25 protein-coding genes and 2 pseudogenes are annotated in these 25,523 nt (G+C 67.4%); 20 read left to right on the top strand and 7 right to left on the bottom strand.

Going from position 1 to position 25,523, the window contains the following annotated elements; translation table 11 throughout:
* Positions 1–42 precede the first annotated feature (42 nt).
* Positions 43–1,866: a proteasome ATPase gene (gene arc / locus A5771_RS14595; protein ID WP_064855985.1), complete on the top strand. Its 1,824-nt coding sequence runs from the start codon at positions 43–45 to the stop codon at positions 1,864–1,866.
* Between the two features lie 9 nt (positions 1,867–1,875).
* On the opposite strand, the gene A5771_RS14590 is transcribed toward arc, so the two are convergent.
* The gene (locus tag A5771_RS14590) at positions 1,876–2,283 is read right to left on the bottom strand and encodes a hypothetical protein (RefSeq protein WP_064855921.1); all 408 of its coding nucleotides are present in this window, start codon (positions 2,281–2,283) and stop codon (positions 1,876–1,878) included.
* Positions 2,284–2,412: 129 nt separating this feature from the next.
* On the opposite strand from A5771_RS14590, the gene A5771_RS14585 reads away from it, so the two are divergent.
* From A5771_RS14585 to A5771_RS24360, 6 genes are all read left to right on the top strand, one after another.
* On the top strand, positions 2,413–3,039 hold the full coding sequence (locus A5771_RS14585; protein ID WP_082947236.1) for a TetR/AcrR family transcriptional regulator: 627 nt from the start codon (positions 2,413–2,415) through the stop codon (positions 3,037–3,039).
* 22 nt (positions 3,040–3,061) lie between these two features.
* Complete coding sequence (gene dop / locus A5771_RS14580; protein ID WP_064855920.1) at positions 3,062–4,570, top strand: depupylase/deamidase Dop; 1,509 nt, start codon at positions 3,062–3,064, stop codon at positions 4,568–4,570.
* Positions 4,571–4,657: 87 nt separating this feature from the next.
* Positions 4,658–4,852 carry a ubiquitin-like protein Pup gene (locus A5771_RS14575; RefSeq protein ID WP_064855983.1) on the top strand — a complete coding sequence of 65 codons (195 nt, stop codon included), beginning with the start codon at positions 4,658–4,660 and terminating at the stop codon, positions 4,850–4,852.
* Positions 4,849–5,748, top strand: a complete 900-nt coding sequence (gene prcB, locus A5771_RS14570; protein WP_064855919.1) for a proteasome subunit beta — start codon at positions 4,849–4,851, stop codon at positions 5,746–5,748. Before A5771_RS14575 ends, prcB begins: the two co-directional genes overlap by 4 nt.
* Positions 5,745–6,491, top strand: coding sequence for a proteasome subunit alpha (prcA, locus tag A5771_RS14565; RefSeq protein WP_064855918.1), 747 nt, complete (start codon positions 5,745–5,747; stop codon positions 6,489–6,491). Before prcB ends, prcA begins: the two co-directional genes overlap by 4 nt.
* Before the next feature lie 8 nt (positions 6,492–6,499).
* Positions 6,500–6,628 carry a hypothetical protein gene (locus A5771_RS24360; protein WP_267887470.1) on the top strand — a complete coding sequence of 43 codons (129 nt, stop codon included), beginning with the start codon at positions 6,500–6,502 and terminating at the stop codon, positions 6,626–6,628.
* Positions 6,629–6,736: 108 nt separating this feature from the next.
* Here the strand turns inward: A5771_RS24360 and A5771_RS14560 are convergent, their stop codons facing one another.
* Positions 6,737–6,982, bottom strand: a complete 246-nt coding sequence (locus A5771_RS14560) for a DUF167 domain-containing protein (RefSeq protein ID WP_109401148.1) — start codon at positions 6,980–6,982, stop codon at positions 6,737–6,739.
* Between the two features lie 47 nt (positions 6,983–7,029).
* Between A5771_RS14560 and A5771_RS14555 the strand changes: the two genes are divergently transcribed.
* The gene (locus tag A5771_RS14555) at positions 7,030–7,281 is read left to right on the top strand and encodes a hypothetical protein (RefSeq protein WP_064855916.1); all 252 of its coding nucleotides are present in this window, start codon (positions 7,030–7,032) and stop codon (positions 7,279–7,281) included.
* Between the two features lie 6 nt (positions 7,282–7,287).
* On the top strand, positions 7,288–7,719 hold the full coding sequence (locus A5771_RS14550) for a type II toxin-antitoxin system VapC family toxin (protein ID WP_064855915.1): 432 nt from the start codon (positions 7,288–7,290) through the stop codon (positions 7,717–7,719).
* Positions 7,720–7,731: 12 nt separating this feature from the next.
* Here A5771_RS14550 and A5771_RS14545 read toward each other — a convergent pair whose 3' ends face one another.
* Both A5771_RS14545 and A5771_RS14540 read right to left on the bottom strand, forming a co-directional pair.
* Positions 7,732–8,928 (bottom strand): lipid-transfer protein, encoded by a 1,197-nt coding sequence (locus A5771_RS14545; protein WP_064855914.1) that lies wholly within the window; start codon positions 8,926–8,928, stop codon positions 7,732–7,734.
* Entirely contained in the window at positions 8,921–9,370 is a 450-nt protein-coding gene (locus tag A5771_RS14540; protein WP_064855913.1) for a Zn-ribbon domain-containing OB-fold protein, read from the bottom strand. Before A5771_RS14540 ends, A5771_RS14545 begins: the two co-directional genes overlap by 8 nt.
* 182 nt (positions 9,371–9,552) lie before the next feature.
* Between A5771_RS14540 and A5771_RS14535 the strand changes: the two genes are divergently transcribed.
* The 7 genes and pseudogenes from A5771_RS14535 (at position 9,553) to polA (ending at position 16,939) form a co-directional block, all read left to right on the top strand.
* Positions 9,553–9,855 carry an urease subunit gamma gene (locus A5771_RS14535; protein ID WP_064855912.1) on the top strand — a complete coding sequence of 101 codons (303 nt, stop codon included), beginning with the start codon at positions 9,553–9,555 and terminating at the stop codon, positions 9,853–9,855.
* A pseudogene (locus tag A5771_RS24055) lies at positions 9,852–10,136 on the top strand (urease subunit beta); the annotation flags it as partial. The gene A5771_RS14535 and the pseudogene A5771_RS24055, both read left to right, overlap by 4 nt.
* Positions 10,137–10,294: 158 nt before the next feature.
* Positions 10,295–12,004, top strand: coding sequence for an urease subunit alpha (locus A5771_RS14525; protein ID WP_064855910.1), 1,710 nt, complete (start codon positions 10,295–10,297; stop codon positions 12,002–12,004).
* Positions 12,005–12,072: 68 nt separating this feature from the next.
* Entirely contained in the window at positions 12,073–12,681 is a 609-nt protein-coding gene (locus tag A5771_RS14520; RefSeq protein WP_234783055.1) for an urease accessory protein UreF, read from the top strand.
* A complete protein-coding gene (gene ureG / locus A5771_RS14515; RefSeq protein ID WP_064855908.1) occupies positions 12,674–13,396 on the top strand; it encodes an urease accessory protein UreG in 723 nt (240 codons plus the stop codon). Before A5771_RS14520 ends, ureG begins: the two co-directional genes overlap by 8 nt.
* Complete coding sequence (locus A5771_RS14510; RefSeq protein WP_064855907.1) at positions 13,393–14,208, top strand: urease accessory protein UreD; 816 nt, start codon at positions 13,393–13,395, stop codon at positions 14,206–14,208. Before ureG ends, A5771_RS14510 begins: the two co-directional genes overlap by 4 nt.
* 4 nt (positions 14,209–14,212) lie before the next feature.
* Complete coding sequence (gene polA / locus A5771_RS14505) at positions 14,213–16,939, top strand: DNA polymerase I (protein WP_064855906.1); 2,727 nt, start codon at positions 14,213–14,215, stop codon at positions 16,937–16,939.
* Positions 16,940–17,025: 86 nt separating this feature from the next.
* Here polA and A5771_RS14500 read toward each other — a convergent pair whose 3' ends face one another.
* Positions 17,026–18,153: a PrsW family intramembrane metalloprotease gene (locus A5771_RS14500; protein WP_064855905.1), complete on the bottom strand. Its 1,128-nt coding sequence runs from the start codon at positions 18,151–18,153 to the stop codon at positions 17,026–17,028.
* A gap of 173 nt (positions 18,154–18,326) precedes the next feature.
* Here A5771_RS14500 and rpsA point away from each other — a divergent pair, with 173 nt between their 5' ends.
* Together rpsA and coaE are read left to right on the top strand one after the other, a co-directional pair.
* A complete protein-coding gene (rpsA, locus tag A5771_RS14495; RefSeq protein ID WP_064855982.1) occupies positions 18,327–19,766 on the top strand; it encodes a 30S ribosomal protein S1 in 1,440 nt (479 codons plus the stop codon).
* Between the two features lie 29 nt (positions 19,767–19,795).
* Positions 19,796–20,743, top strand: a pseudogene (coaE, locus tag A5771_RS14490) (dephospho-CoA kinase); the annotation flags it as partial.
* A gap of 24 nt (positions 20,744–20,767) precedes the next feature.
* Here coaE and A5771_RS14485 read toward each other — a convergent pair.
* Positions 20,768–21,193 (bottom strand): hypothetical protein, encoded by a 426-nt coding sequence (locus A5771_RS14485; RefSeq protein ID WP_064855981.1) that lies wholly within the window; start codon positions 21,191–21,193, stop codon positions 20,768–20,770.
* A 14-nt stretch (positions 21,194–21,207) separates the two neighbouring features.
* Positions 21,208–21,744, bottom strand: coding sequence for a DUF402 domain-containing protein (locus tag A5771_RS14480; RefSeq protein ID WP_064855904.1), 537 nt, complete (start codon positions 21,742–21,744; stop codon positions 21,208–21,210).
* A 111-nt stretch (positions 21,745–21,855) separates the two neighbouring features.
* On the opposite strand from A5771_RS14480, the gene uvrB reads away from it, so the two are divergent.
* Together uvrB and A5771_RS14470 are read left to right on the top strand one after the other, a co-directional pair.
* Positions 21,856–24,027, top strand: coding sequence for an excinuclease ABC subunit UvrB (uvrB, locus tag A5771_RS14475; protein ID WP_064855903.1), 2,172 nt, complete (start codon positions 21,856–21,858; stop codon positions 24,025–24,027).
* A 55-nt stretch (positions 24,028–24,082) separates the two neighbouring features.
* Positions 24,083–25,522 carry an MFS transporter gene (locus A5771_RS14470; protein ID WP_082947234.1) on the top strand — a complete coding sequence of 480 codons (1,440 nt, stop codon included), beginning with the start codon at positions 24,083–24,085 and terminating at the stop codon, positions 25,520–25,522.
* Position 25,523: the final 1 nt, after the last annotated feature.

Below are 25,523 nucleotides of genomic sequence, written 5' to 3'. Positions count from 1 at the left end.
GCTTCAACTTCCAGTTCGGGAAAGGAGCGCAACATGAACGACATGGAAGACTCAAAGCGTTCTGAGGCTTTCGATGCGTCCAGGGGGACGGGCGCGCCCGACGACGACCTGGCCGAGCTGGAGGAGCTGCGCCGCGAGGCCGCAGTGCTGCGCGAACAGTTGGACAACGCCCCGCAGGACACCGCCCGTGTCGGGCGCGACGTGCGGCAGCTCGAATCGCACATCGACTCGCTGACCGCGCGCAACTCCAAGCTGATGGACACCCTCAAAGACGCACGTCAGCAGCTGCTGGCCCTGCGTGAGGAGGTCGACCGGCTCGGACAGCCGCCCAGCGGCTACGGCGTGCTGCTGGCCAGCCACGAGGACGAGACTGTCGACGTGTTCACCTCCGGGCGCCGGATGCGGCTGAACATCTCGCCGAACATTGACGTCAGCACGCTCCAAAAGGGCCAGACGGTGCGGCTCAACGAGGCGCTCACCGTGGTTGAGGCCACCGCCTTCGAATCGGTCGGGGAGATTTCAACCCTGCGCGAGGTGCTGTCCGACGGGCATCGGGCGCTGGTGGTGGGCCACGCCGACGAGGAGCGCATCGTGTGGCTGGCCGAGCCGTTGGTCGCCGCGGATCTGCCCGATAGCAATCCGGATGCGGCGTCCGACGACTGGCGTCCGCGCAAGCTGCGCCCCGGGGACTCACTGCTGGTCGACACCAAGGCCGGCTACGCCTTCGAGCGCATCCCCAAGGCTGAGGTCGAAGACCTGGTGCTCGAGGAAGTGCCCGATGTCAGCTACGGCGACATCGGCGGTTTGGGCCGCCAGATCGAGCAGATCCGCGACGCCGTGGAGCTGCCGTTCCTGCACAAGGAGCTGTACCGGGAGTACGCGCTGCGCCCGCCCAAAGGTGTGCTGCTCTACGGCCCGCCCGGCTGCGGTAAGACGCTGATCGCCAAGGCGGTGGCCAACTCGCTGGCCAAGAAGATGGCCGAGGTGCGCGGCGACGACGCCCACGAGGCCAAGTCGTACTTCCTCAACATCAAGGGCCCCGAGCTGCTCAACAAGTTCGTCGGCGAGACCGAACGCCACATCCGGCTGATCTTCCAGCGTGCCCGGGAGAAGGCGTCCGAAGGCACCCCGGTGATCGTGTTCTTCGACGAGATGGACTCGATCTTCCGCACCCGTGGCACCGGTGTCTCCTCGGACGTGGAGACCACGGTGGTTCCCCAGTTGCTCAGCGAGATCGACGGCGTGGAGGGGCTGGAGAACGTCATCGTGATCGGCGCCTCCAACCGCGAGGACATGATCGACCCGGCGATCCTGCGGCCCGGCCGGCTCGACGTGAAGATCAAGATCGAGCGCCCGGATGCCGAAGCCGCCCAGGACATCTTCTCCAAGTACCTGACCGTGGGGTTGCCGGTGCACGCCGACGACCTGGCCGAGTTCGGCGGCGACCGCGCCGCGTGCATCAAGGCGATGATCGAGAAGGTCGTCGACCGGATGTACGCCGAGATCGACGACAACCGGTTCCTGGAGGTCACCTACGCCAACGGTGACAAGGAAGTCATGTACTTCAAGGACTTCAACTCCGGGGCGATGATCCAAAACGTCGTCGACCGGGCGAAGAAGAACGCGATCAAGTCGGTGCTGGAGACCGGCCAGCCCGGCCTGCGCATCCAGCACCTGCTGGACTCGATCGTCGACGAGTTCGCCGAGAACGAGGACCTGCCCAACACCACCAATCCCGATGACTGGGCACGGATCTCGGGCAAGAAGGGTGAGCGGATCGTCTACATCCGCACCCTGGTCACCGGCAAGAGCTCCAGCGCGAGCCGGGCCATCGACACCGAATCCAACCTGGGCCAGTACCTGTAACCCTCGGATCTACCGGAACTGCTCTGTTGCGACTTTCGTCGCGCCGATAGCCGCATAGGTGCCGGTGAGGGCGACCATGCTCAAAGCCGCCCGCAGCGGCAGATCGCGGCGCACCAGGTGGCCGAAGCCGTTGACGGTGTCGGTGGTGTCGACCACCAGGGCGAGCCGCCTCCAGCGATGGCGTTCCTTGGTGGCGCTGGTGAGGTAGCCCAGGCCCATCGCGAATGCCCGTGCGCCATAGATCCGGGTCATGTAGGTGAGTTCGGGGGAGGGCGTGACTCCGAGGATTTTGGCGAATCCCCGCGGTGCGATCAGTGAGATGCCGGCGAGGATCACCCGGCCGAGTGCCATCAGGCTCAGGGCGCTGGTGCGACTCTCGTCGACGGCGATGTCCTGAGTGACGTGTGTTGTTGCCATGCGAACCTCCTTCGTTCGGCCGGCTAAGTCAGTGACTGACCGTCAGTCATGTTACCGTAGCGGTGGCTTCACGGCACTGTCAACGGCTTCGGCACCGGCGGCACCGATGTCGCGGAAAGGAGAGGTGCCTTGGCGCAGCAGGGATCTCGTAGGCGGCGCACGACGTTGCCCGCCGAACAACGGGAACGTCAGTTGCTGGAGGTGACCCGCGGCTTGCTGCTGGCCGACGAGCCGACCGAGCTGACGGTGGAAAAAGTCACCGCGGCGGCTCAAGTCGCCAAGGGAACGTTCTACCTGTACTTCGACTCCAAGGATCACCTGCTGGCCAGGCTGTGGACCGACTACCTGGAGACTTTCCTGGCCACCGTGCGGGAGCAGCTCACCACGGCCACGCCCCCGGACCCCGGTTGGCCCGCGGCGATCGATGCGCTGATCGAGCAGATGATCCGCTACGACATCGCCAATGCGGCCCTGCATCGGGCGGTGTTCTCACAAGCCTCCGGCGACGGGTTGCGCCAACTGCGCCTGGCCGATTCGAAGGTCATCACGCTGCTGGCCGACGCCATCGGCGCCGCGGTGGCGGCCGGGGCCGCATCGGTGGCCGATCCGCCCACTACGGCAGGACTGTTGTACTACGCCGTCGACGGACTGTTGAACGCCGCTTACCTCACAAACGCCGAGCCCGACGAGGCCGCGGTCATTGCCGCGGCCAAGGAGATGGCCCACCGGACGCTACGCACCAACCGGCACCGTTGATGGCCTCGCATAGGCTGAGGCCATGCAACGGATCATCGGGACGGAAGTCGAATACGGCATTGCTTCGCCGTCGGATCCGACCGCGAACCCGATCCTGACCTCCACTCAGGCGGTGCTGGCCTATGCCGCGGCGGCCGGGATCCCGCGTGCCAAGCGCACGCGCTGGGACTACGAGGTGGAGTCCCCGCTGCGGGATGCCCGCGGGTTCGACCTGAGCCGTTCATCCGGGCCGCCGCCGATCATCGACGCCGATGAGGTCGGCGCGGCCAACATGATCCTGACCAACGGGGCCCGGCTCTACGTCGACCACGCCCACCCGGAGTACTCCGCGCCCGAGGTCACCGACCCGATGGACGCGGTGATCTGGGACAAGGCCGGCGAGCGGGTGATGGAGGCCGCCGCCCGCCACGTGGCCAGTGTGCCCGGGGCCGCCAAGCTGCAGCTCTACAAGAACAACATCGACAACAAGGGCGCCTCCTACGGCACCCATGAGAACTATCTGATGAGCCGGCAGACGCCGTTCTCGGCGATCATCGCCGGGCTGACCCCGTTTTTCGTGTCCCGCCAGGTGATCTGCGGGTCCGGTCGCGTCGGTCTGGGCCCGGCCGGCGACGAACCGGGCTTCCAGCTCTCCCAGCGCGCCGACTACATCGAGGTCGAGGTCGGCCTGGAGACCACCCTCAAACGCGGCATCATCAACACCCGCGACGAACCGCACGCCGACGCCGACAAGTATCGCCGGCTGCACGTCATCATCGGCGACGCCAACCTCGCCGAGACCTCGACGTATCTGAAGGTCGGTACCACCGCGCTGGTGCTCGACCTCATCGAGGAAGGCCCCGAGCACGGCATCGACCTGAGTGATCTGGTTCTGGCACGCCCGGTGCGTGCGGTGCACGTGATCAGCCGCGACCCGACGCTGCGGGCCACCGTCGCGCTGGCCGACGGCCGGGAGATGACCGCCCTTGCGCTGCAACGGATCTACCTGGACCGGGCGGCGAAGCTGGTCGACGCCCGCGATCCCGATCCGCGCGCCACCCACATCGTCGAGACCTGGGCGCGGGTTCTCGACCAGCTGGAACGCGATCCGATGGAGTGCGCCGACCTGCTGGACTGGCCGGCCAAGCTGCGCCTGCTGGAGGGTTTCCGGCAGCGGGAGAACCTGAGCTGGTCGGCTCCGCGGCTGCACCTGATCGACCTGCAGTACTCCGACGTCCGGCTGGACAAGGGGCTCTACAACCGGCTGGTCGCCCGCGGTTCCATGCAGCGGCTGATTACCGAACAGCAGGTGCTCGACGCGGTAGACAATCCGCCGCCCGACACCCGTGCCTACTTCCGCGGGGAGTGCCTGCGCCGGTTCGGCGCCGACATCGCCGCGGCCAGTTGGGACTCGGTGATCTTCGACCTGGGCGGGGAGTCGCTGGTCCGGATTCCCACCCTGGAGCCGCTGCGCGGCAGCAAGGCGCACGTCGGGGCGCTGCTGGACTCGGTAGACAGCGCGGCCGAACTGGTCGAACAACTCACCACCTAAGCCCGCCGGCGACGCGGTGTCGACCGGTAGGGTGGAGAAACCGACGTGCGCGTGATGCGCAAGCCGATGTAGATGCAGGAGGCAGCGATGGCTCAGGAGCAGACCAAGCGTGGCGGTGGCGGTGGCGACGAGGACGACCCCACCGGTCCCGCGGCCGCCGGCCAGGAGCGTCGCGAGAAGCTGACCGGGGAGGCCGACGACCTGCTCGACGAGATCGACGACGTGCTGGAGGAGAACGCGGAGGACTTCGTGCGTGCATACGTCCAAAAGGGCGGCCAGTGAGCTGGCCCTTTCATGATCGTCTTCCTGTCCAATCCGCGCTCCCGGGGCTGCCGTCGACCTCGGTAGACCTGTCGTCGTTCTCGGATTTCCTGCGCCGCCAGGCGCCGGATCTGTTGCCGGCGGGCAGCGCGGGCTTGAGTTCGACCGCAGGCGCTGAGCTGCCGCACGGCACCACGATCGTCGCGCTGAAATACCCCGGCGGTGTGGTGATGGCCGGGGACCGGCGCTCCACTCAGGGCAACATGATCGCCGGGCGCGACGTCCAGAAGGTCTACATCACCGACGATTACACCGCGACCGGCATCGCCGGCACCGCGGCGATCGCCGTCGAGTTCGCCCGGCTCTACGCCGTCGAGCTCGAGCATTACGAGAAACTCGAAGGGGTGCCGCTGACGTTCGCCGGAAAGGTGAATCGGCTGGCGATCATGGTGCGCGGCAACCTGGGCGCGGCGATGCAGGGGTTGCTGGCGCTGCCGCTACTGGTGGCCTATGACATCGACGAGGCCGACGCCGAGCACGCCGGGCGCATTGTGTCGTTCGACGCCGCCGGGGGCTGGAACATCGAGGAGGAGGGCTACCAGGCGGTGGGCTCCGGATCGCTGTTCGCGAAGTCGTCGATGAAGAAGCTCTACGGGCAGGTGACCGACTCGGATTCGGCGCTGCAGGTGGCCATCGAGGCGCTGTATGACGCCGCCGACGACGACTCGGCCACCGGCGGACCGGATCTGGTGCGCGGCATCTACCCGACGGCGGTGATGATCGGCGCCGACGGTGCCGCCGACGTTCCCGAGGAGCGGATCGCCGAACTGGCCCGGGAGATCATCGAGAGCCGTACTCGCGGTGGGGGGTCCGCGCCCAAGACCGGCGCAAGCAAGAAGGGCGCGGGTAAGAAATGAGCTTCCCGTATTTCATCTCGCCCGAACAGGCGATGCGTGAACGCGGCGAGCTCGCGCGTAAAGGCATCGCCCGCGGCCGCAGCGTGGTGGCGCTGGCCTACGCCGACGGCGTGCTGTTCGTCGCCGAAAACCCCTCGCGCTCACTGCAGAAGATCAGCGAGCTCTACGACCGGGTCGGGTTCGCCGCCGCGGGCCGGATCAACGAGTTCGAGAACCTGCGTCGCGGCGGAATCCAGTTCGCCGACACCCGCGGCTATGCCTACGACCGCCGTGACGTCACCGCACGCCAGCTGGCCAACGTCTACGCCCAGACCCTGGGCACGATCTTCACCGAGCAGGCCAAGCCCTACGAGGTCGAGCTGTGCGTGGCCGGGGTGGCCTACCAAGGGCAGACCAAAGCCCCTGAGCTGTACCGGATCACCTACGACGGGTCGATCACCGATGAGCCGCACTTCGTGGTGATGGGTGGCACCACCGAGCCGGTGATCTCCGCGCTCAAGGACTCCTACACCGAGAACGCCGAGTTGGCCGACGCCTTGCACATCGCGGTCAACGCGCTGAAGAAGACCGACTCCGGCAACGGTGCCGAACAGCGTGAGTTGGGCCCGGGGACTCTGGAGGTGGCCATCCTGGATGCCAACCGGCCGAAGCGGGCATTTCGGCGGATCGTCCGGGCGACGCTGGAAGAGTTGCTGCCGCAATCTGATTCGTCGGGGGAGACATCAGGCGACGCTTCCGGCTAGGTGTTTCGATGCCGAAGAAGTACGGGGTCAAAGAGAAGGACTTGGTCGTCAACCACATCGTCGACCTGGTTTCGGCAGGCGAGCCGGATGCTGGCCAGCCCTTATCACCGTGGCGTATTCGTCAGCCGATTCGATAGCGTGGTCGTGCGCTAACGCGGGTGGTCCCCCGATGGCACGCTGACGCCTTGGCCCTGCGCCGAGATCGCAACCATGCAGGACACGTGCGAGTGGACCGCTGCGTCAGTTCAATCTCGCGCGGGTGGTAGCTCGATCCGGAAGCGTTTGATGTGTGCACCCGCTCCTGAAGCCAGTTCGACACGACTGCGCGGCACCCCGAAATGCTCCGCCAGCACCCGGATCACCGCCGCGTTCGCTTTACCGTCCACTGCCGGCTCGCGCACGTAGACGGTCAACCGGCCGTCGTCGTCGGTCTCCACCAGCGGTCCTTTACGGCTTCCCGGTCTGACCTTGACGACGACGGTTTCATACAGAGGCATTTGACAGCATGCTATCAACACATTTGATGCTATGCTGTCATATGCGCACAACCGTGACCCTGGATGACGACGTGGAGCAGTTGATACGCCGGCGGATGGCAGAACGGCAGCTGTCGTTCAAGCAAGCACTCAATGAGGCGATCCGTGACGGGTTGGCCGGGCGTGCCGCACCGCAATTCACCACCCGGACCGCCGACCTCGGTGTTCCTTCGGTCAACCTGGACCGGGCTCTGCAGATTGCCGCGGATCTGGAGGATGAGGAACTGATCCGCCGTCAGCGGCGCGGTGCGTAGCTGCCGATGAAGATCGTCGACGCCAACGTCTTGCTCTACGCAGTGAATACCGCAGCCGAGCACCATGCGGCCTCGCTGGGCTGGCTTGACCGTGCGCTGTCCGGCGGGGACACGGTCGGTTTCGCCTGGGTTCCGCTACTGGCGTTCATTCGACTCTCCACCAAGGAAGGATTGTTTCCCCGCCCGTTGCGACCGGCGGATGCGATGTCCCGAGTTTCCGATTGGACAACGGCATCCAGTGCGACGATCGTCAACCCCACGCCTCGACATGCCGACATCCTCACCGAAACGCTCGCTCGTGTCGGTACGGGCGGCAACCTGGCGAACGACGCTCACCTGGCAGCTCTCGCCACCGAACATCGGGCCGGAATCGTCTCCTACGATGCCGATTTCGGACGACTCGGGGTCCGTTGGGATCGGCCCGACGACTTGTTGTGAGGGCGCGGAACCCTACCGCGCGACGATCACCGACGAGCCGTGCCCGAACAGGCCCTGGTTCGCCGTCACGCCCACCGTGGCGCCCTCGACCTGCCGGCCGGTGGCGGTCCCGCGCAGCTGCCAGGTCAGCTCGCACACCTGGGCGATCGCCTGCGCCGGGATCGCCTCACCGAAGCAGGCCAGCCCGCCGGACGGGTTCACCGGAACCTTGCCGCCGATCGTCGTGGCGCCGCTGCGCAGCAGCTGCTCGCCTTCGCCCTTGGCGCACAGGCCCAGGTGCTCGTACCAGTCGATCTCGAGCGCGGTGGACAGGTCGTAGACCTCGGCCAGGCTGACATCCTCCGGGCCGATCCCGGCCTCGGCGTAGGCAGCGTCCAAAATCTGATCCTTGAACACCCGCTCCGGCGCGGCCACCACCGCGGTGGAATCCGTTGCGATGTCCGGCAACTCGGGCAGGTGCTGCGGGTACTGGGGGGTCACGGTGGACACCGCGCGCACCGACGGCACACCCTCCAGCGAGCCCAGGTGCCTCTTCGCGAATTCGGCACTGGCAACGATCAGCGCCGCGGCGCCGTCGGAGGTGGCGCAGATGTCCAGCTGGCGCAGCGGGTCGGAGACCACCGGGCTGGCGAGAACGTCCTCGACCGCGGACTCCTTGCGGTAGCGGGCATTCGGGTTGGAAAGCCCATGCCGGGAGTTCTTCACCTTCACGCTCGCGAAGTCCTCGGAGGTGGCGCCGTAGAGGTCCATTCGCCGGCGCGCCAGCAGCGCGAAGTACACCGGGTTCATCGCCCCGATCAGGTGGAACCGCTGCCAGTCCGGGTCACCTCTGCGCTCACCGCCGACCGGAGCGAATGCGCCCTTGGGGGTGGTGTCGGCGCCGATCACCAGCGCCACGTCGCAGAACCCGGCCAGGATGTGCGCCCGGGCGCTCTGCAACGCCTGCGACCCGGAGGCGCAGGCGGCATATGAAGACGACACCGGAACCCCGTTCCAGCCCAGCTTCTGGGCGAACGTGGACCCGGCGATGAAGCCCGGGTAGCCGTTGCGGATGGTGTCCGCCCCGGCGACCAGCTGGATCTGCCGCCAGTCCAGGCCGGCCTCGGCCAGCGCGGCCCGCGCCGCGACCACGCCGTACTCGGTGAAGTCGCGGCCCCACTTGCCCCACGGGTGCATGCCCGCACCGAGGATGTACAGCGGCTCAGGCATGGGAGTCCACCTTCTTCCAGGCGTAGACGGTGTGCTGCACGCCGTCGTCGTCGGTGTAGAGCGGCATCGTGGTCAGCTCCATCTCCATACCGACCTTCAAATCCGCGGCCAGGGTCCCCTCGACCACCTTGCCCAGCACGATCAAGCCCTCGTCAGCCAGCTCCACCGCGGCGATCGCGAACGGCTCGAACGGGTCACTCGGCGGATACGGTGCCGGCGGCAGATACCGGTTCTCGGTGTAGCTCCAGATCGTGCCGCGGCGCGACAGCGTTACCGGCTCCAGCACGTCGCCGTCGCAGGCCGGGTTGGGGCAGTTGTTCTCCCGCGGCGGGAACACGTAGGTGCCGCACTGCGGACACTTGGCGCCGATCAGGTGGGGAAGGCCGGCGTCGTCGGTGGCGAACCACCCGTCGATGGCGGGCTGTGAAGTAGCTGCTGGCACCGGGCCAGCCTACCGAGTGTGCGCGTGAAACTGAAACGTGTTGCAGTTGTTCGGCCCGAAGTCTTTTGTCACCTGGGAGTCGCCTATCGGCATATCGGCCGATATCGGCTGCGCGGACGAGGCGCCCGACCGCTGCCGCTGGGTTAGGGTCGGAATCGATAGCTTAGAACGCGAGGTCGCCCATGCAACTGGTTCCATCGGACCTTGAGAAACTGCTGCTCAGTGTGGCTGGGATGGTCGCCCGCGACAGACGTGAACGAGGGGTCCTGCTGAACTATCCGGAGGCCACGGCACTGCTGTCTTGCTGGGTGATCGAACGAGCCCGTGACGGAGCACGCGTCGCCGACCTTATGACCGAGGGCAGGCACGTGCTCAGCCGGCAGGAAGTCATGGAAGGGGTCCCGGAGATGATCGGTGACATCCAGGTCGAAGCGACATTCCCCGACGGCCGCAAGCTCGTGACGATCACCGATCCGCTCCAATGATCCCAGGGGAGATCCGCGTGCGTCCAGAGCCGGTGGAGCTCAACGCCGGCCGTGAACGACGTGCACTTGTGGTGCTCAACGCTGGCGACCGGCCCATCCAGATTGGCTCGCACTTGCACCTGTCCGACGCCAACCCGTCGTTACGGTTCGACCGCGAGCAAGCGCGCGGCTTTCGGCTCGACATACCGGCGGGGACGTCAGTACGGTTCGAGCCGGGCGTCAGTCGTACCGTCGATCTCGTGTCCCTCGGCGGCGGCAAGTACGTTCCCGGCCTCCAGTTGGGTGATCTACCGGAACGCGAGGTCGCGCGAGGGCCCGGGAAATTGCCCCTTGCCACGCCGGACGCCTCGGAACCGAAGCCGGGTCGTGCCCAGTGGGTGCAGATTCGTCTCAGCGATGAGCAAGCCGTTACCGACGACTCGCCTGACGAAGGCAAGCGGTGAGCTGGCTCGATCGTCGCGAGTACGTCCAGATGTACGGGCCGACGACAGGAGACCAGATCCGGTTGGCTGACACCGATCTGTGGATCGAGATCGTTGAGGACCGAACGGCCGGTGGTGACGAAGCCACGTTCGGCGGCGGCAAGACCATCCGCGAATCCATGTGCCAGGGCATGAATTTGCGCTCAGAAGGCGCACTCGACGTGGTGATCACCAACGCCGTGGTGCTCGACTACTGGGGCATTGCCCGGGCCGACGTCGGAATCCGCGACGGCCGGATCGTCGCCGTCGGCAAAGCCGGCAATTCCGACGTGACCGATGATATCCGGCCAGACATGCAAATCGGTCCTGCCACCGACGTGATCTCGGGCGAGGGCAAAATTCTCACCGCGGGCGCCGTCGACACGCACGTGCACTTCCTCAGTGAGATCGAGATGCGCGAGGCGCTGACGACGGGCACCACGACGGTGATCGGCGGCGGCGCCGGGCCCACCGAGGGGTCGAAAGCCACCACTGTCACGGCCGGAGGGTGGTCGCTTGCGATGATGCATCGCGCGCTCGACCGCATTCCGCTCAACGTCATTCTCTGCGGCAAGGGCAGCACCGTCTCCTACGGCGCGTTGCGCGAGGACGCGCTGGCAGGTGCGGGTGGATATAAGGTTCACGAGGACTGGGGTGCGACACCGGCCGCGATTGATTCCGCTCTTCGCGCCGCCGACGAGTTCGGGCTGCAGGTCGCGCTGCACGCCGACAGCCTCAACGAGACCGGTTACGTTCAGCGCACCCTCGACGCCATCGGCGGTCGAGGCATTCACGTGTACCACTCAGAAGGCGCAGGTGGTGGTCACGCCCCCGACATCATCGTGGTGGCCAGCGAGCCGAACGTGCTTCCGGCGTCGACGAACCCGACGTTGCCCTACACCGTCAACACTGTGGACGAACACCTTGACATGCTTCTAGTCGTCCACCACCTCAATCCGCGGGTGCCCGCGGACTTGGCGTTCGCGGAGTCGCGGATCCGAGCGTCGACGATGGCGGCCGAGGACATCCTGCAGGACATGGGGGCGATCTCGATCACGTCGTCCGACGCGCTGGCGATGGGTCGCATCGGCGAACTCATCTGCCGCACCTGGCAGGTCGCGCACGTGATGAAACACCGGCGCGGTTCATTGAGTTCGTCCGAACCTGCTGACAACGAACGCGCACGCCGCTACGTGGCCAAGTACACGATCTGCCCCGCCGTCGCGCACGGCATTGATCACGAGATCGGCTCGATCGAGAGTGGCAAGATGGCCGACCTCGTCCTGTGGGATCCGGCGTTCTTCGGGATTCGGCCGTGGGCGGTCATCAAATCCGGTGCCATCGTTGCGGCGCCGCTGGGCGACCCAAACGCTGCCATATCGAACTCGCAGCCCATCCTGACCCGCGTGACGTTGCCCGCGCAGCCGGCCTCCGCCGCGCACCTGGCCACGTCGTTCGTGTCCCCAGCGGCGCTCGATGACGGACTGGCCGACCGGCTCGGATTGAGCCGTCGGCTGGCCGCGGTGCGCCCGACCCGCCGGATCGGCAAGGCCGACATGCCCAACAACACGGCGCTGCCGAAACTCGAAGTCGACCCGGAGACGTTCGCGATCACCATCGACGGCGAACTGGTTCGTCCTGAACCGGTCGACGTACTGCCGCTCGCGCAGCGATACACGATGTTTTAGGACAGCTGGTGACCAGACCTTTCGGAGCGCTCCTACTCGGCGATGCGCGCTTACCCACCGGAGGACACGTGTACTCCGGTGGACTGGAGGCGGGGCTGTTGGCGGGGATGCCGCCCGAGCGCGTTCCCGACTACATTCTGGCGCGTGCCCGCACGGTAGCCACCGTCGAGGCATCCGCGGCCGTATTGGCTTACCGCGCTGTGCAATCCGACATCGCGTGCCTCAGGGACGTTCACGACGCTCTGCTCGCCCGGACCCCGAGTGAGCCGCTACGCAGCGTCTCGGGGATGCTCGGCCGAGGTCTCATGCGGATGGCGCGGCGGCTGTGGCCCTCCCATCCCGCGGTGGGTGCGCTGCTGGCCATCGATCGCGCGCCGATGCGGCCGGTGGCCCTGGGCACCGTGTCTGCGGTCATGGGGATCGACGAGGCGGCGGTGGCCCGCGCCTGCTTCTACGACGACGTCCAAACGGTCGCTTCGGCGACGCTCAAACTCGCGCCCATTGATCCCATCGACACCGTCGCATGGGTTCTTGCGATCGAGCCGCTGATCGAGTCGCTCGTCGAGAGGGTGCTCGCCGTCGGTTCCATCGATGACATGCCTGCTGTCACCGCACCGGAGGCCGAGCAATGGTCGCTGAATCACGCGGGTAAGACGAGGAGAATTTTCAATGCCTGAGCACACCGAAAAGGCCGACAGCGCACCGTCCCGGCGTGGCATGCGTCTCGGTATCGCCGGTCCCGTGGGCACGGGCAAGAGCACCCTGATCGCGACGATGTGTCGGGCGCTCGCCGGCGAACTGCAGATCGCCGTCGTAACCAACGATATCTACACCGATGAGGACGCCCGTCTGCTTCGCTCGGCGGGTGTGCTGCCGGTGGAACGCATCCGCGCCGTGGAGACCGGTGCGTGTCCTCACACCGCGATCCGCGACGACATCACGCCCAACCTGCTCGCGATCGAGGACCTCGAAGCCGAATTCGCTCCGCTCGATCTGGTGATAGTCGAGAGTGGTGGCGACAATCTGACGGCCACGTTCAGCCCAGCTCTGGTGGACGCACAGATCTTCTGTCTCGATGTCGCAGGAGGTGGCGACGTGGCTCGCAAAGGTGGGCCCGGGATCGAACGGGCCGATCTGCTACTCGTGAACAAGGTGGACCTCGCCCCGCACGTAGACGTGGACGTCGAGCAGATGGTGGCCGATGCGAAGCACGCTCGCTCTGGGTTGCCGGTACTGGCGATGAGCTGGCAGGATGCCGACGCGATCGGCCAGTTGGCCCAGTGGGTGCGCCAGATTCTCGATGACCACCGCCACGGTCGTCACGTGCCGCGCGATCCCGGTCCGATGGCTCCACACCGGCACGGCGACGCCCCGACACACAGTCATCCGTGACCGAGCCGGTCGCGACGAAGGTTCGGGTGGAGATGGTACGCGGCCGGGCATGCTTCACCGAACTGCGCGCCGGCACCTACCTGCGGCCGCGACCACTGCACGTCGACGGCTCGGCCGCGCGGCTGGCGCTCGTTGCGAGCTACGCGATGCTACTGGCAGGGGACGATCTGCGCCTCGACATCTGGGTCGGCCCCAATGTGTGGTTCGAACTCGTCGAGCCGGCCGGCACGGTTGCGTACCACGCGCAGGGCGGCGGGGCGCGCTGGTCGACGTCAGTCCACGTCGGCGAAGGCGCGCGGCTGGTGTGGCGAGCTGCGCCGTTCGTCGTTACCGCCGGGGCCGACGTCCGCCGACACACCCACGTCGAGCTGGCCGACGGTGCACGCGCCCTGCTGTCGGAGACACTCGTGCTGGGTCGCGCTTACGAGGATGGGGGCGGACCGTTGCACGCCACCATGCGAGTCGGTCATGTGGGCCGACCCCTCCTGGTCGAGGACCTCGATCTCCGCAATACGGTGCACCGCGCTCTGCCCGGGATCCTGGGCCGCAATCGGACGATGGCGTCGGTGCTGCTCGTGGGGGCGCGGCCGGAGAAGGCCTTGAGCGGGCACGAGACGCTGCTGGCGGGTGCCGGCGCCTTGGCGCGCGCGCTGGCGCCGCACGCGCACGAAGCTCAGTCCGCCGTCGACGTCTCGTGGGACCGCTGGTCGGAGCGATTCGTCGATCCGGCAGGCTATTGCGCCACGGCGGAACCCGAACTCACCGATACGAGTTCCTCGCCTGCCCGGCCTGGCGGCGGATGCATAGAGTAGGGCCGTGAGCCCAGCCAAGACCGCCCCGACCGACGCTGCTCAAGACACCCAGACCACACCGACGTTGCTGTTGCTGGACGGAAACTCGCTGGCCTACCGGGCCTTCTACGCGCTGCCCGCGGAGAACTTCAAGACCCGCAGCGGTCTGACCACCAACGCCGTCTACGGGTTCACCGCCATGCTGATCAACCTGCTGCGCGACGAAACCCCCACCCACGTCGCCGCCGCGTTCGACGTCTCGCGGCAGACCTTCCGCTCCGAGCGTTTCCCCGAGTACAAGGCGACCCGCTCGAGCACTCCCGACGAGTTCCGCGGCCAGATCGACATCACCAAGGAAGTCCTCAACGCGCTGGGCATCACCACCCTGTCCGAGGCCGGCTATGAGGCCGACGACCTGATCGCCACCCTGGCCACCCAGGCCGACGCCGAGGGCTACCGGGTGCTGGTGGTCACCGGCGACCGCGACGCGCTGCAGCTGGTCAACGACAACGTGACCGTGCTCTACCCCCGCAAGGGCGTCAGCGAGCTGACCCGGTTCACGCCCGAGGCGGTGGTGGAGAAGTACGGCCTGACCCCGGCCCAGTACCCGGATTTCGCGGCGCTGCGCGGCGACCCCAGCGACAACCTGCCGGGCATCCCGGGGGTGGGGGAGAAGACCGCTTCGAAGTGGATCGTCGAGTACGGCTCGCTGCAGGGGCTGGTCGATCAGGTCGACACCGTCAAGGGCAAGGTCGGAGACGCATTGCGCGCCAACCTTTCCGCGGTGATCCTCAACCGCGAACTCACCGACCTGGTGCGCAACGTGCCGCTGGCCCAGACCCCGGACACGCTGCGGCTGGTGCCATGGAATCGCGAGCAGATCCACCAGCTCTTCGACGACCTCGAGTTCCGGGTACTGCGCGACCGGCTGTTCGAGACTCTGGCCACGGCCGAGCCCGAGGTGGACGAGGGCTTCGAGGTGCGCGGTGGGGCACTCGAACCCGGCACGGTCGGAGCCTGGCTGGCCGACCATGCCGCCGACGGACGTCGTGCCGGGCTGGCCGTCATCGGCAGCCACCGCAGCTTCGACAGTGACACCACCGCATTGGCGATCGCCGCCGGAGACGGTGACGGCGGCTACCTTGAAACCGCGACGCTGACCGCCGAGGACGAGGCCGCGCTGGCCGCCTGGCTGGCCGAGCCCGACAAACCCAAGGCGCTGCACGAAGCCAAGCTGGCGATGCATGACCTGGCCGGCCGCGGCTGGGCCCTCGACGGCGTCACCTCCGACACCGCCTTGGCCGCTTACCTGGTCCGGCCCGGGCAACGCAGCTTCAGCCTCGACGACCTGTCGGTGCGCTACCTGCGCCGCGAGCTGCGCGCTGAATCCGATGAGCAGCAACAACTCTCGCTGCTCGACGACACCGACGGCGTCGACGACCAGGCCGTGGCGACCGCGCTGCTGCGGGCCCGCGCCGTCACCGATCTGGCCGACGCGCTGGATGCCGAGCTGGCCCGCATCGACTCGGCCGCACTGCTCGCTGACATCGAGTTGCCGCTGCAGCGGGTGCTCGCCGAGCTGGAGACCGCCGGGATCGGTGTCGACCTCGATCACCTCAGCCAGCTGCAGAGCCGCTTCGGTGACGAGATCCGCGACGCCGCCGAAGCCGCCTACGCGGTGATCGGCAAGCAGATCAACCTCGGCTCACCCAAGCAGCTGCAGGTGGTGCTCTTCGACGAGCTGGGCATGCCCAAGACCAAGAAGACCAAGACCGGCTACACCACCGACGCCGACGCGCTGCAGTCGCTGTTCGACAAGACCGGCCACCCGTTCCTGGAGCACCTGCTGACTCACCGTGACGTCACCCGGCTCAAGGTGACCGTCGACGGCCTGCTCAAATCGGTTGCCTCCGATGGCCGTATCCACACCACGCTGAACCAGACCATCGCGGCCACCGGCCGGCTGTCGTCCACCGAACCCAACCTGCAGAACATCCCGATCCGCACCGACGCCGGCCGGCAGATCCGGGACGCGTTCGTGGTCGGGGATGGCTACAGCGAGCTGATGACCGTCGACTACAGCCAGATCGAGATGCGCATCATGGCGCACCTGTCCGGCGATGCCGGCCTGATCGAGGCGTTCAACACCGGCGAGGACCTGCACTCGTTCGTCGGGTCGCGGGCGTTCGGCGTGCCGATCGACGAGGTGACCCCGGATATGCGGCGCCGGGTCAAGGCGATGTCCTACGGCCTGGCCTACGGACTGAGCGCCTACGGGCTGGCTCAGCAGCTCAAGATCTCCACCGAAGAGGCCAAAGAGCAGATGGACGCCTACTTCGACAGGTTCGGCGGGGTGCGGGACTACCTGCACCAGGTCGTCGAGCAGGCCCGCAAGGATGGCTACACCTCGACGGTGCTGGGCCGGCGGCGCTACCTGCCGGAGCTGGACAGCAGCAACCGCCAGGTCCGCGAGTCCGCCGAACGCGCGGCGCTCAACGCCCCGATCCAGGGCAGCGCGGCCGACATCATCAAGGTCGCGATGATCAACGTGGACCAGGCCTTGAAGGCCACCGGGCTGCGCTCTCGGATGCTGCTGCAGGTGCACGACGAGCTGCTCTTCGAAGTGGCCGAGGGTGAACGCGAGCCGCTGGAGGCGCTGGTGCGCGACAAAATGGGCGGCGCCTATGAGCTCAGCGTGCCGCTGGAGGTGGCCGTCGGCTACGGGCGCAGTTGGGACGCCGCCGCGCATTAGCCTCGGCCAGTGCAGTTCGCCGTGAGTGTGCGGTTCCATACGCCCACACCGGCGCGTCGCGTACGAAACCGCACACTCGGTGAGGGTTAGCGCCGAACCAGCGCCGGCGACCGATAACCCGCCATCGTGTGCAGCACCGGTGCCGCCGCTCGGGCGGCCAGCACCCCGTAGGCGTCCTCGTGCTGCATCGCGAACACCTCCGGATCGCCGAAGCCGCGGTCGATGCGATCCCGCACGAACGCCAGCTCGACCACCTGGGCGGCGAACTTCTTGACGCTGCGGGCCGCGGGCTGCCCGCCGATCCGCCGCGCCTCACGGATCGCCTGTTTGCGGGCCCGGATCGATCCCAGCCAGGTCTCCTCATTCGGGCTGATCAGGCCACCGACCACCATCGCGGGCAGCTTGGACGCGACCAGCTGCTGTTCGTGCCGGCGGCTCAAGATGCCCAGCAATACCATCAGCAGGAACACCGGAACCATCCAGAACAGGTAAGTCGCCAGGAAGAACTGGGCGCCGCCGATGGCCAGCGAGGCGTTCCACGAGGCGTGCATAAGGACCGCCGCCAGATAGCCCAGCAGGATGACGACAGCCTTCGACCAGAAGGTGCGGCGGCGCAGCGCGAAGAACACCCCGATCGCCGTCATGGTGGTGAACAGCGGGTGAGCGAACGGCCCGAAGATCAGCCGCGCGACGGCCACCGCGGCCATCTGGGCCGGCGACTCCGCGGGTGCGATGTAGACGATGTCCTCCATCCAGGCGAACCCGACCGCCGTGATGCCCGCGTACACCATGCAGTCGGTCAGCGAGTTCAGCTCATGGCGCCGCCGGCCGGTCAGCATGATCAGCAGAAACAGGCCCTTGGCGGCCTCTTCGATGAACGGCGCCTGAATGGCGGCCATGTCGAAGGTCTTCGACACCAGCGGCCGCACGGTGGCCACCGAGGACCCGAAGGTTTCCAGACCCACGGCCAGCAGCACCGCGATCGAGGCGCCCCAGAGGAAGGCCAGTTGCAGCAGCCGACGGGGCTCGGGCTCCCAGCGGTCCAGCCAGCGGTAACAGAACAGCACCACCAGCATCGACAGGCTGGCCAGCACCAGCGCGGTCAGCGTGCCGGCCGGATTGGCCGCGGTGAACACCAGGAGCAGCAGCGCGGTGAGGATGCTGAGCAGGACGATGACGATCAGCGGCGCTCCGACTTTTCGGCGGTTCCGCATCGCAGGCATAGCGACGCAGCGTAGACCACCGGTTTGTCCAGCGTGCAACACGTCGAGTAGCCTCGACAGGTAGTCCTCGACTAGTTCGCGACGAAGTCGTGGGCCACCGCATGCCCAGCATGCGTGACAACACCAGTCCCTACTACCTCAACTTGTCCGGAGCAACCCAACACATGCCAAGTCCCACCGTCACCTCGCCGCAAGTAGCCGTCAACGACATCGGCTCGGCCGAGGATTTTCTCGCCGCCATCGACAAAACGATCAAGTACTTCAACGATGGCGACATCGTGGAAGGGACGATCGTCAAGGTTGACCGGGACGAGGTCCTGCTCGACATCGGCTACAAGACCGAAGGCGTCATCCCGAGCCGGGAACTGTCCATCAAGCACGACGTCGACCCCCACGAGGTGGTGTCCGTCGGTGACGAGGTCGAGGCTCTGGTCCTGACCAAGGAGGACAAAGAGGGTCGGCTGATCCTGTCCAAGAAGCGCGCCCAGTACGAGCGCGCCTGGGGCACGATCGAGGAGCTCAAGGATAAGGACGAGGCCGTCAAGGGCACCGTCATCGAGGTCGTCAAGGGCGGCCTGATCCTCGACATCGGGCTGCGCGGCTTCCTGCCGGCCTCGCTGGTGGAGATGCGCCGGGTCCGCGACCTGCAGCCCTACATCGGCCGCGAGATCGAAGCCAAGATCATCGAACTGGACAAGAACCGCAACAACGTGGTGCTGTCCCGTCGCGCCTGGCTGGAGCAGACCCAGTCCGAGGTGCGCAGCGAGTTCCTCAACCAGCTGCAGAAGGGCGCCGTCCGCAAGGGTGTCGTGTCCTCGATCGTCAACTTCGGCGCGTTCGTCGACCTGGGCGGGGTGGACGGCCTGGTGCACGTCTCCGAGCTGTCCTGGAAGCACATCGACCACCCCTCCGAGGTGGTTCAGGTGGGCGACGAGGTCACCGTCGAGGTGCTCGACGTCGACATGGACCGCGAGCGGGTTTCGCTGAGCCTCAAGGCGACTCAGGAAGACCCGTGGCGGCACTTCGCCCGCACCCACGCGATCGGTCAGATCGTGCCGGGCAAGGTCACCAAGCTGGTGCCGTTCGGTGCGTTCGTCCGCGTCGAGGAGGGCATCGAGGGCCTGGTGCACATCTCCGAGCTGGCTGAGCAGCACGTCGAGGTGCCCGACCAGGTGGTCGCGGTCGGCGACGACGCGATGGTCAAGGTCATCGACATCGACCTGGACCGGCGCCGGATCTCGCTGAGCCTCAAGCAGGCCAACGAGGACTACAACGAGGAGTTCGACCCCTCGAAGTACGGCATGGCCGACAGCTACGACGAGCAGGGCAACTACATCTTCCCGGAGGGCTTCGACGCCGAGACCAACGAGTGGATCGAAGGTTTCGACAAGCAGCGCACCGAGTGGGAGGCCCGCTACGCCGAGGCCGAGCGCCGGCACAAGATGCACACCGCGCAGATGGAGAAGTTCGCCGCCGCCGAGCACGCCGAGCCTCGCTCGGGTGCCAACGGTTCGCACCGCGACGAGGCCCCGGCCGGTGGTTCGCTGGCCAGCGACGAGCAGCTCGCCGCGCTGCGGGAGAAGCTCGCCGGTAACAGCGCATAGTCGCTCCCGGGCGCGGTTGAAGGGGCTCGATGCTGCGGATCGGTCTGACCGGCGGTATCGGCGCCGGTAAGTCGACGGTCTCGGCGACCTTCAGCCGCTACGGCGCCATCGTCGTTGACGGCGACGTCATCGCCCGTGAAGTCGTGGAACCCGGCACCGAAGGCCTGACCGCACTGGTCGAGGCCTTCGGGCCGGGCATCCTGCTGCCGGACGGGGCCCTGGACCGTCCGGCGCTGGCCGCGATCGCCTTCAGCGACGACGACAAGCGGGCCACGCTCAACGGCATCGTGCACCCGCTGGTGGCGCGGCGCCGCAGCGAACTGATCGCCGCGGCCGGTCAGGACGCGATCATCGTCGAGGACATCCCGCTGCTGGTGGAGTCGCAGATGGCGCCGATGTTCCCGCTGGTGATCGTGGTGCACGCGGACGTAGAGACACGAGTAGCCCGACTCCTCCAGTACCGCGGCATGGCCGAGGAAGACGCGCGGGCGCGGGTGGCCGCCCAGGCCACCGAGCCGCAGCGGCGCGCGGTCGCCGATGTCTGGCTGGACAACTCCGGTGACCCCGACGACCTGGCGGCGCAGGCGTTGCAGCTGTGGCAGCACCGCATCCAGCCGTTCGCGGACAACCTCGCGGCTCGGCGCCCCGCGCCGTTCCCGACGCAGCCGGTGCCGGCCGACCCGACCTGGCCCGACCAGGCCCAGCGGATCATCGCCCGGCTGCGCACCACCTGCGGGCACCGCGCGCTGCGCGTCGAGCACGTCGGACCCACTGCGGTGCCGGGGCCGGATGTCCCAGACGCCTTGGACGTCATCGACGTCCAGGTCATCGTGGAATCCCTTGCGGTCGCCGATGAACTCGTCGAGGACCTGTTGGCTGCCGGTTACCCGCGCGTCGACGATCCGTCCTTGCCGGAGAAGAGGTTTCACGCCTCCGCCGACCCGGGTCGGCCCACCGGCGTCCACCTCCGGGTGCAGACCAGGTAGGGCCCGTACCGCCGATCAGGCCATGCTGCTGATCAAGGCGCCGCACAGCATCGCGCCGTTGCGCGGATCGCTGCTGTCCTTCCAGGTGCTGACGAAGCGGTCGCTCTTGACCGCGACGATGTCATCCACGTGGATCTCGCAGTGCACGTTGGCCGACGACGGCCAGCGCAGCCGGATCACCATGCCCGCCTTGCTCGGATCAGACAACACCGCGTTGGCCTCGAACGGCGCGCCGAAGGCGTCGATGTCGCCGCTGGCGGTCTGGGTGTCGTTGAGCATGAAGGTGACGACACTGCCTTGGGTCCAGGCGTCGACCCGCGCGATGTAGGTGACGTTGTGCAACTCCTGGGACGCCGCCGCCGGCGCTGGGATCAGCTGACCGCACCCGAGCAGGGCCGCGGTGGTCGCGGTGGCGACACCGATTCGCAGGTTGGCGTTCATGTTCACGAGATTACCTAACTTTCCGGTGCCGACCCGGGAATACCGTCGCTGACCGGCCAGGATACCGGCATGCCCTGGCCGGCCAGCCAGCGCTGCAGGTCATAGGCGTTGCTGGCCAGGCCGTCGACGGCGGCGACGGACCGGGCCACCGCCAGTTCGGCGTCGTCCTGGCTGAGCAAGCCCTCTCGCACGGCGACCATCAGCTCGTCGACATCGGTGAGCGCGACGTCGCGCCCGGTACGCACCACCAGGTCCAGGTAGTGGTCCCGGGAGCGCCACAGCGCGGGTCCCGGCGTGTACTCACCGACGTCGAGGTAGAAGTCCAGGTCGCGTTCGTGGCCCGGATTGAAGTGGAAGACGGTCGCACGCAGCCCCAGCGCGGGCAGCAGCCACGACTCCAGGTAGTGGAACTGGGCCCGGCCCGGGGTGGGCCGGGCCAGGTAGAGGCCCCACGGCTGCACGGTATAGACGTCGACGGCGCGCACCACCCCTTTTGGATCGGTGTTGGTGTACGCGACCAGGTCAAAGGTCTCGTGCTTGGGTGGATGCACCGCTGACCGCCTCCTTCTTGCCGCGAGCGTGCGTGTCCCCGGCCCGACGCGCCGCGTGGAGCCGGAAGTACGCACGCTCGCGCTGTCAGACACCCGGCTTACCCTGGGTTCGTGGCTTTCGCAACGGAACACCCTGTCGTCGCGCATTCGGAGTACCGGCCGCCTGCGGACGCTGTCGAAGGCATCGTGCGGACCGGCGGCCGTTTCGAGGTCGTCAGCGAGTATCAGCCGGCCGGCGACCAGCCGGCCGCCATCGAGGACCTGGAACGGCGGATCAAGGCGGGGGAGAAGGACGTGGTGCTGCTGGGCGCCACCGGCACGGGGAAGTCGGCCACCGCGGCCTGGCTCATCGAACGGCTGCAGCGGCCCACCCTGGTGATGGCGCCGAACAAGACGCTGGCCGCGCAGCTCGCCAACGAATTGCGAGAGATGTTGCCGCACAACGCCGTCGAGTACTTCGTCTCCTACTACGACTACTACCAGCCGGAAGCGTACATCGCGCAGACCGACACCTACATCGAGAAGGACAGCTCCATCAACGACGACGTGGAGCGGCTGCGCCATTCGGCGACATCGAGCCTGCTGTCCCGACGCGACGTGGTGGTGGTGGCGTCGGTGTCGTGCATCTACGGCCTGGGCACCCCGCAGTCCTACCTGGACCGCTCCGTCGAGCTGCAGGTCGGCGTCGAGGTGCCGCGCGACGCCCTGCTGCGGCTGCTGGTGGACGTCCAGTACACCCGAAACGACATGGCGTTCACCCGCGGCTCCTTCCGGGTGCGCGGCGACACCGTCGAGATCATCCCGTCCTACGAGGAGCTGGCCGTCCGCATCGAGTACTTCGGCGACGAGATCGAGGCGCTGTATTACCTGCATCCGCTCACCGGCGACGTGGTCCGCAAGGTCGATTCGCTGCGGATCTTCCCGGCCACCCACTATGTGGCCGGCCCGGAACGGATGACGCAGGCGATCTCCACCATCGAGGAGGAGCTGGCCGCCCGGCTCGACGAGTTGGAGCGTCACGGCAAGCTGCTGGAAGCCCAGCGGCTGCGGATGCGCACCAACTACGACATCGAGATGATGCGCCAGGTCGGGTTCTGCTCGGGCATCGAGAACTATTCCCGCCACATCGACGGCCGTGGCGCCGGCACACCCCCGGCCACCCTGCTGGACTACTTCCCGGAGGACTTCCTGCTCATCATCGACGAGTCGCACGTCACCGTGCCGCAGGTCGGCGGCATGTATGAGGGCGACATGTCACGCAAGCGCAACCTGGTGGAGTTCGGCTTCCGACTGCCCTCGGCCTGCGACAACCGGCCGCTGACCTGGGAAGAGTTCGCCGACCGGATCGGCCAGACGCTGTACATGTCGGCCACCCCCGGGCCCTACGAGCTGGCCCAGGCGCAAGGCGAGTTCGTCGAGCAGGTGATCCGCCCGACCGGCCTGGTGGACCCGAGGGTGGTGGTGAAGCCGACCAAGGGCCAGATCGACGACCTGATCGCCGAGATCCGGCAGCGCGCCGAGGCCGACGAGCGGGTGCTGGTCACCACGCTGACCAAGAAGATGGCCGAGGACCTCACCGACTATCTCCTGGAGATGGGGATCCGGGTGCGCTACCTGCACTCCGAGGTCGACACGCTGCGTCGGGTGGAACTGCTGCGCCAGCTGAGGCTCGGCGACTACGACGTGCTGATCGGTATCAATCTGCTGCGGGAGGGTCTGGACCTGCCGGAGGTGTCGCTGGTCTCGATCCTCGACGCCGACAAAGAGGGCTTCCTGCGATCCACCCGCAGCCTGATCCAAACCATCGGCCGCGCCGCCCGCAACGTCTCCGGCGAAGTGCACATGTACGCCGACAAGATCACCGACTCGATGAAAGAGGCCATCGACGAGACCGAACGCCGCCGGGCCAAGCAGATCGCCTACAACGAGGCCAACGGCATCGACCCGCAGCCCCTGCGCAAGAAGATCGCCGACATCCTCGACCAGGTGTATCGGGAGGCGGCCGACAGCGAGAGCGTCGAGGTCGCCGGTTCGGGGCGCAACGCCTCGCGTGGCCGCCGCGCGCAGGGCGAGCCCGGCCGGGCCGTTAGCGCCGGTGTGTTCGAGGGCCGCGACACCAAGAACATGCCTCGCGCCGAGCTGGCTGACCTGGTCAAAGACCTCACCGAGCAGATGATGAACGCCGCCCGCGACCTGCAATTCGAGCTGGCCGCGCGGATTCGCGATGAGATCGCCGACCTGAAGAAGGAATTGCGGGGTATGGATGCGGCCGGAATCAAGTGACGCGCCAGCAAGCGGGGTTTCGCGTGTTGTGGCGATCCGTGATTGACTGCAACCGGTGGTGGATCTGACTGAAGCGGTGCCGACCGACGCCGCTGTAAACACTGGCAGCTGGCATGAGCTGCTCGGAAGGCGCTACTTAGGTACCTCGGCCGTGCTGGCCGGGGGCGTGGCCCTCTACGCCACCAACGAATTCCTGACCATCAGCCTGCTGCCGAGCACGATCAAAGAGATCGGCGGCGAGCGGTATTACGCCTGGGCCACCACGCTGTATCTGGTCGGATCGGTGATCGCCGCCGCCGCGGCCAACCCGGTGCTGGTTCGCATCGGTTCCCGCTTCGCCTACCTACTGGGCCTGCTGGCGTTCGGCGTCGGCGGCACGGTGTGCGCCATGGCGCCGCACATGGAGATCCTCCTGGTCGGCCGCACCCTGCAGGGCATGGGCGGCGGTCTCTTGGCCGGACTCGGGTATGCGCTGATCAATGCGGTCCTGCCCAGCTGGCTGTGGACCCGCGCGTCGGGGCTGGTGTCGGCGATGTGGGGTGTCGGCACCCTGGTGGGCCCGGCGGCCGGCGGCCTGTTCGCCCAGTTCGGCATCTGGCGGTGGGCGTTCGCCATCATGGCAGGGCTGTCCGGGGTGATGGCCGCGGCGGTGAGCGTGGTGCTGCGGGCCAGCCGCGGCGGCCAGCAGGATGACGCGATGAAGGTCCCGGTGCGCTCGCTGCTGTTGCTGGGAGGCGCCGCGCTGGTGGTGAGCACCGCCCAACTGCCGCGCAGTCTCATCGGTGCCGCCAGTCTGCTGATCGCCGGCGCTGTCCTGTTGGGGGTGTTCCTGGTGGTGGACCGGCGCTCGTCGGCGGCGGTGCTGCCCCCCAGCGCGTTCCACCCGGGCCGGGAGAAGTGGATCTACCTGACGCTGGGCCTGCTGATGGCCACCACCAAGGCCAACCTGTACATCCCGCTGCTCGGGCAGCGGTTGGCGCACCTGCCGCCGGTGATGGCCGGATTCCTGGGGGCCGCCCTGTCGACCGGCTGGACGATCAGCGAGATCGCCAGCGCCTCGGTCAGCAAGGTGCGGGTCGTCATCGGGCTGGTGATCAGTGGGCCCCTGGTGATGTCGGGTGGCCTGGCGGTGGTCGCGTTCGCCCGGATGAGCAGCTACAACCCGACCGCCGTCGGCGCGATCTGGGCGCTGGCGCTGCTGGTCGTCGGGATCGGGGTCGGTGCCGGCTGGCCGCACCTGTCGGCGTGGGCGATGAGCTGCGTCGACGACCCCGCTGAGGGCGGCACCGCCGCGGCGGCGATCAACACCGTCGCGCTGATCGGCGGGGCGTTCGGCGCGGGTATCGCCGGCCTGGTGGTCAACACCGCGATGAGCTCCGGCCTTCCGGCGGCCCGCTGGCTGTTCGCGGTCTTCGCGGTGATGGCCGCCCTGGGGTGCGTGGTGGCCTATCGGGCAGCCCGCGGCGCCGACCCGCTGGTCGGCGCCCACGTCTGAG

This window comes from Mycolicibacter sinensis (assembly GCF_001667375.1).
GTDB classification, from domain to species: domain Bacteria; phylum Actinomycetota; class Actinomycetes; order Mycobacteriales; family Mycobacteriaceae; genus Mycobacterium; species Mycobacterium sinense_A.
Note: the sequence above shows the minus strand (reverse complement) of the source record. Positions and strands in the feature narration are given on the sequence as shown.

Excerpts from the sequence above, each read along its gene's own strand:
- A5771_RS14485 (WP_064855981.1), bottom strand. The coding sequence starts at position 21,193 with ATGAACGCCAACCTGCGAATCGGTGTCGCCACCGCGACCACCGCGGCC.
- A5771_RS14545 (WP_064855914.1), bottom strand. The coding sequence starts at position 8,928 with ATGCCTGAGCCGCTGTACATCCTCGGTGCGGGCATGCACCCGTGGGGC.
- A5771_RS14500 (WP_064855905.1), bottom strand. The coding sequence starts at position 18,153 with ATGCGGAACCGCCGAAAAGTCGGAGCGCCGCTGATCGTCATCGTCCTG.
- ureG (WP_064855908.1), top strand. The coding sequence starts at position 12,674 with ATGCCTGAGCACACCGAAAAGGCCGACAGCGCACCGTCCCGGCGTGGC.
- A5771_RS14575 (WP_064855983.1), top strand. The coding sequence starts at position 4,658 with ATGGCTCAGGAGCAGACCAAGCGTGGCGGTGGCGGTGGCGACGAGGAC.
- A5771_RS14590 (WP_064855921.1), bottom strand. The coding sequence starts at position 2,283 with ATGGCAACAACACACGTCACTCAGGACATCGCCGTCGACGAGAGTCGC.
- A5771_RS14555 (WP_064855916.1), top strand. The coding sequence starts at position 7,030 with ATGCGCACAACCGTGACCCTGGATGACGACGTGGAGCAGTTGATACGC.
- arc (WP_064855985.1), top strand. The coding sequence starts at position 43 with ATGGAAGACTCAAAGCGTTCTGAGGCTTTCGATGCGTCCAGGGGGACG.
- dop (WP_064855920.1), top strand. The coding sequence starts at position 3,062 with ATGCAACGGATCATCGGGACGGAAGTCGAATACGGCATTGCTTCGCCG.
- prcA (WP_064855918.1), top strand. The coding sequence starts at position 5,745 with ATGAGCTTCCCGTATTTCATCTCGCCCGAACAGGCGATGCGTGAACGC.
- A5771_RS14550 (WP_064855915.1), top strand. The coding sequence starts at position 7,288 with ATGAAGATCGTCGACGCCAACGTCTTGCTCTACGCAGTGAATACCGCA.
- A5771_RS14535 (WP_064855912.1), top strand. The coding sequence starts at position 9,553 with ATGCAACTGGTTCCATCGGACCTTGAGAAACTGCTGCTCAGTGTGGCT.
- A5771_RS24360 (WP_267887470.1), top strand. The coding sequence starts at position 6,500 with ATGCCGAAGAAGTACGGGGTCAAAGAGAAGGACTTGGTCGTCAACCAC.
- rpsA (WP_064855982.1), top strand. The coding sequence starts at position 18,327 with ATGCCAAGTCCCACCGTCACCTCGCCGCAAGTAGCCGTCAACGACATC.